Here is a 5,404-nt window from a genome sequence, read left to right as displayed (position 1 = left end):
GAGACCACCTTTCACAAAAAAATATTTGTAGTAATCCCTACAGGAAATATTATATCACAAAAGTGTGAACTTTTCAAGTATAAGTGCTGGTTTTTGAACAAATATTTTTGTTCGGAGAGTATTATTTTTACATCTTTTTAATCTCTGTAAATGCCATGATATAAGGAGCTATGCCCTTTGCATCATTTTCGGTTATCTTTTCACTAAGGTAGTATCCGGGTGAACCGTCACGTTCGTTTTCACCGCCGAGACCGCCGACGAGACAAATATTTCCGAGGACGGGTATCTCCGACTCTGTGTTAATGAATTTTTCGGTAATGGTGTTGAAGGCTTTTAGTCCGATTTGACGAATATCGTCTCCGCATACACCCAGCCTTGCAGCTTTCAGAGCAGCATAAGCCACAAGGAGAGTACCGCTTGTTTCGGGATAATTGCCTTCAAGCTCAGGCCTCAGCGGAAGCTGATACAGCATACCGTCATCGCGGCAGTATTTTGTTATATCGCCCAGCATTTCCGCAAGCTGTCTGCCTATGCGCTGATCCGCAAGTATCTCAAAAGTATCAGCCAGCGCGGCGCACAGCCAGCCGTTTGAGCGCAGCCAGAATTCCGGCGAAAGACCTGTGATCTTGTCAGCCCATATCATAGTTTTGGTGTCATCATAACCGTGATAGTAAAGACCTGTTTTCGGATCGCGGGATATTCGTTTGATGTCGCAGAGCTGTCTTTCCGCATCGTCAATAACACCGCGTAGATCGTGGAGCTTTCCGTATTCTGCCATAAAAGGCAGAGCCATGTAAGTTCCGTCAAGCCATATCTGATCGGGATATACAGCCTTATGCCAGAAGCTTCCGCAGCTGAGACGGGGCTGACGAAGCACCTGTTCGTTCCAGAGCTTCTCAAAGCCGAGACGGTAATGCTCAGCACCTGCGAGTTTCCAGAGGTTAATAAGATTTCTTCCGCCGTTGAGATTATCGAGATTGTAATCTGCGTAGTTTATTGTAGGGATATTGCCGTCCTTATTCACATAGGTATCCGTGAATTTTACGGAATAGCCGAGAAGTCTTTCATCTCCGCTGAGATCGTACAGCATAAGAAGAGCTGTTATCATGCAGTTGTCGATATAGTTCCATTTGGAAGCTTTACCATAAACGGAGCTTTCAACGTTCCAAAGCGGAGAAAGCGGCTCAGAGGTCAATATGAGGTTTTCGATATAGTTTTTTATGATAGTATCAGGTCTTGTCATCCCGAGAGTCCTCCTGCGGTGATACCGCTGATAAATTTTTTCTGCGCAAGAGCAAATACTGCAACAGAAGGTATAAGACCTATCACTGACATAGCGATTATTTTTTTCTGTTCATATCCCTGTCCCGTACTGTCAACGGATAGTCTCAGCGCAAGGGAGAGGGGATATTTTTCAACAGACTGGATCATTATGAGAGGTGAGAGGAAGTCGTTCATTGTCCAGAGAAATGTAAAGACTGCAATGGAAACAACAGCAGGTCTTATACAAGGCAATAGTACAAAGAACAGGGTTTTTAAAGTACCGCAGCCGTCCATGCGTGCAGCCTCATCGAACTCCATGGGCACTCTTTTCATGAACTGTATAAGTATGAATACAAACATACCTTCACAGGCGAAAAGAGAGGGGAGAGTAAGAGGTACATATGTATCAAGAAGACCGAGCTTGCTCCACATATAATACTGCGGCATTATAGTTACGATAGACGGCATCAGCATACCGCATATAAGGAGCGCGAAGAAGAATTTCTTCATCGGAAAATCAAATCTTGCAAAGCCGTAAGCCACAAGCACTGAGGAGAGCACGGCAAATACGGTCTTTGGTATGATTATCAGAAAAGTATTGATGAAATAGTGCCCCATAGTGTAGGGTGTAACGGTTTCCCATGCCTTTTTGTACACATCTGTGTCAAAGCTTTTCGGCATGAACCAGATAGTTGTGAATATCTCGTCATTTGATTTGAATGACGCACCGAACAGCCAGAGCAGTGGATACAGCATAATGATACTTATGACGGCAAGTATGAGATAAAGAAGGAATTTTCTCATAGTCAGTCCCTCCTCAGTCTGTCAGTAAACTTGTACATCAGCATAACGATAATGCCTATGATAACGAAAAGCAGCCACGAAACAGCATTTGCAGTTCCGTCGTCGCCGTATCTGAACATCTCATCATAAATGTACATACCTATAGTTCGGGTACTTCCCAGTGGGCCGCCGCCTGTTATCATATAAGGAGCGTTGAATTCCTGCATTGCGGCAATTATTTGCAGTACAAGGTTTATGAAGATGATATTTTTGATCTGTGGGAGAGTTATGTAGAAAAAAGCCTTTATCCTGTCGCAGCCGTCCACCTTTGCAGCATAGTACAGTTCTTTTGGGATATCGCGGAGAGCAGCAAGGAATATGACCATAGTCGAGCCGAATTCCCACACTCTCAGCAGAACTATTATAAACAGTGCGGCATTTGTATCGCCGTACCAGCCTACGGGAGCGATACCCAATACGCCAAGCAGCTGATTAACCAGTCCGTCTGAGGTGAAAAGGTACTGCCACATTATTATGACCGCAAGGTTAGAGCCTAATATAGAAGGTATGTAGAAAGCTGTGCGGAATAATCCGATACCTTTCAGTTCGCAGTTGAGCAGCAGAGCCACAAGGAGCGATACTACAAGTTTAAGCGGTACAAGTACAGCTGTATATTTAAGAGTTACCATTGAAGCCTGACGAAAATTCCTGTCAGACAGGATATTTTTGTAGTTCCCGAAACTCAGGCTACCGCTGTTATCGGTAAGTCCCACAACAAAGGAACATACAAAAGGATACAGGATAAAAAGCACCGCCCCAATAATGAACGGGAGTATCAATACAAGACCTGTGAATTTGCTTACGCCCACAGGGTTTCGGTAAATTCGGGATTTCATTTTCTTAGCTTCTCCAGATAATTATTCACTGAGTCAAACATCTGCTGTGCTGCACTGTCAATATCGGCAGTCCCGTAGGATACGGATTCTATAGCTTCGTTATAGAATTCCTTCATGCGCGAAAGCTCCATGTAAGGGCTTATTGTGACAGTATCGGCATTGCGGAGGATATCGTCGCTTTCCTTTGAGAGCCCTTTCAGCTCACCGCTGTTTTTCAAAGCGGCTTCTGCTTTGTGTGATGCAGGTATGCCGCGTGTAGTGCCAAGTATTTTCGCACATTCTTCGTCATTGAGCAGGAAATTGATGAAAGCAGCCGCTTCATCGGGATGTTCTGTGTTTTTAGATACAGCATACAGCAGCGACGGCTTTATCATCCAGCCGTCAGAGCAGCCTTTATCGTTACTGAGCAGAGGACCTGCCTCAAGAACCCCCTCAGCAAGTACCGATTCATATTTTCCAACTGCGCTGCCCCATTCGAGAACACCCGCAACTCTTCCGCCTATGAACTCAGGGGACTGATACAGAGCAGCATTTCCGTCCTCGTCAGTGCGTGTCCTTACAGTACGTATGACATGGCTTTCCTCCAGCTGCTTATAGAAGCTGAGGGCAGTTTTTATGTCCTCGACGGTAAAGCCGAGCCTGCCGTCAAGGGTAATGAACTGTCTGCCTGTCTGCTGCTGAACGTACACCACTGCCAGATACCATGCAGTACCTCCCGACTGTATATCGAGGTCAAGAGGATAAAGCCCGTCTGCACCAAAGCTGTTGCCGAGAGCAATAAGGTCATTCCATGTTTCGGGGTAATCAGCCCCCATTTTGCTGAAAACCTCGGAATTATAGAAAAGACTTCTTCCGCTTACCGATACCGTGACAGCATTGAGCTTTCCGCCGACTCTGCCGAATGAAAGCACCTCGTCATCGAACTGAGAAAGATCAAGCTGTGAACTCAGCTCACCGAGGTCATAAAAACCGTTTCCGTCAGGTGACAAGGCTATGAGCCAGTCATAGTTTATCTGCATAATATCGGGTTCGGTGCCGCTGCTGACTTGTGAAGTGACTTTTTCCGACCAGCCGTCCCAGCCTCCGTACTCGGGGGTTATGGTGATATCGGGATATTTTTTGTTCCACAGGTCAATAGCTTTAAGAGTAGCTTCGTGTCTGTCGTCACCGCCCCACCATGAAAAGCGCAGGCTGCACTTATCAAGTGTCCCATCTGGCTTAGTGACTTTGTGTACTTTTTTTGCCGAGCAGGCAGAGAGTGACATTGCGCAGCATACAGCTGCGATCTTTAAAAATGTTTTTTTCATACTCTCAGATCCCGGATAAATGATATTACAGTAATTATACATCATTTACGCTTGAAAATCAATAGAAAAATAGTAAATTCAAACAAAATAAAAAGGACGGAGCATTATCCGTCCATGTAAATAAAAAAGCCCTTAGCCTTTAGCCGTTAGCTGTTAGCAATTGTGTCGCCTTCGGCGAATTATTTAAATAACGTGAGCGTAAGCGAACACATACGGCTAATGGCTAACGGCTCATGGCTTTTTCACAGTTTTTTCTTTCCTATTTACAGTATATTATATGCTGCTTTTAATCCTTTTTATCGCACTTTTTTCAAGGCGTGAGACCTGAGCCTGAGATATACCTATCTCACTTGCGACCTCCACCTGAGTTTTTCCGCGGAAGAACCTGAGATACAGGATATTCTTCTCGCGTTCTCCAAGATCTTTTATGGCATCGCGGATAGTAAGCTCGTCCATACAGCTTTCAACATCGTTGATATCGCTTATCTGATCCATAATGTAGAGATTATCCTCAGAGTCCGAGTAAACAGGCTCGTACAGCGATACGGGATCGCTTATGCTTTCAAGTGCGATGACTATTTCTGAACGTTTGACTCCGACTTCATTGGCTATTTCCTCTGTAGTCGGTTCACGCTGAAGCGAGAAAGTAAGCTTTTCCTTGGCTTGTATAGCTTTATAAGCCAGATCACGGAGCGAACGGCTCACCTTAACGTGGCTGCTGTCTCTCAGGTAACGCCTCAGCTCACCGCTTATCATTGGTACGCAGTAGGTAGAGAAGCGCACTTCCTTTGTGAGGTCGAAATTGTTTATAGCCTTGATAAGTCCGATAACCCCTATCTGGAATAAGTCGTCGATGTCCTCGCCGCGTCCTGTGAAGTGCTGTATAACGCTGAGAACAAGGCGCAGATTTCCCTTTATGAGCTTATCCTTGGCAGCCTTGCTGCCTGTGGCGCGTATTTCTTTCAGCAGAGCGATCTTTTCATCTTCCTTCAGGACGGTCAGCTCCGAAGTATTTATCCCCGCGATAACGACTTTATTGTATGCCATTGAAAATATCCTCCGTAAAAACAGGTTACGAGGATATTATTGCCTTATTGGATTATTGTAATCACAGGTAAAAAATGGCATGAAAAAGGAGCAGCATAGCTGCTCCTT

Annotated in this window: 5 protein-coding genes; all 5 read right to left on the bottom strand. The window is 45.0% G+C overall.

Annotation, left to right across the window (positions count from 1 at the left end):
* Positions 1-127 precede the first annotated feature (127 nt).
* A complete protein-coding gene (locus QZZ41_RS00115) occupies positions 128-1,243 on the bottom strand; it encodes a glycoside hydrolase family 88 protein (protein WP_295066520.1) in 1,116 nt (371 codons plus the stop codon).
* Positions 1,240-2,067, bottom strand: a complete 828-nt coding sequence (locus QZZ41_RS00110) for a carbohydrate ABC transporter permease (RefSeq protein WP_295066518.1) — start codon at positions 2,065-2,067, stop codon at positions 1,240-1,242. Before QZZ41_RS00110 ends, QZZ41_RS00115 begins: the two co-directional genes overlap by 4 nt.
* Positions 2,068-2,069: 2 nt before the next feature.
* A complete protein-coding gene (locus QZZ41_RS00105) occupies positions 2,070-2,942 on the bottom strand; it encodes a carbohydrate ABC transporter permease (RefSeq protein ID WP_295066516.1) in 873 nt (290 codons plus the stop codon).
* Complete coding sequence (locus QZZ41_RS00100) at positions 2,939-4,249, bottom strand: ABC transporter substrate-binding protein (protein WP_295066513.1); 1,311 nt, start codon at positions 4,247-4,249, stop codon at positions 2,939-2,941. Before QZZ41_RS00100 ends, QZZ41_RS00105 begins: the two co-directional genes overlap by 4 nt.
* Before the next feature lie 273 nt (positions 4,250-4,522).
* On the bottom strand, positions 4,523-5,296 hold the full coding sequence (locus tag QZZ41_RS00095) for a SigB/SigF/SigG family RNA polymerase sigma factor (protein WP_295066510.1): 774 nt from the start codon (positions 5,294-5,296) through the stop codon (positions 4,523-4,525).
* Positions 5,297-5,404: the final 108 nt, after the last annotated feature.

The sequence above is a fragment of the Ruminococcus sp. genome (genome assembly GCF_016283395.1).
Note: the sequence above shows the minus strand (reverse complement) of the source record. Positions and strands in the feature narration are given on the sequence as shown.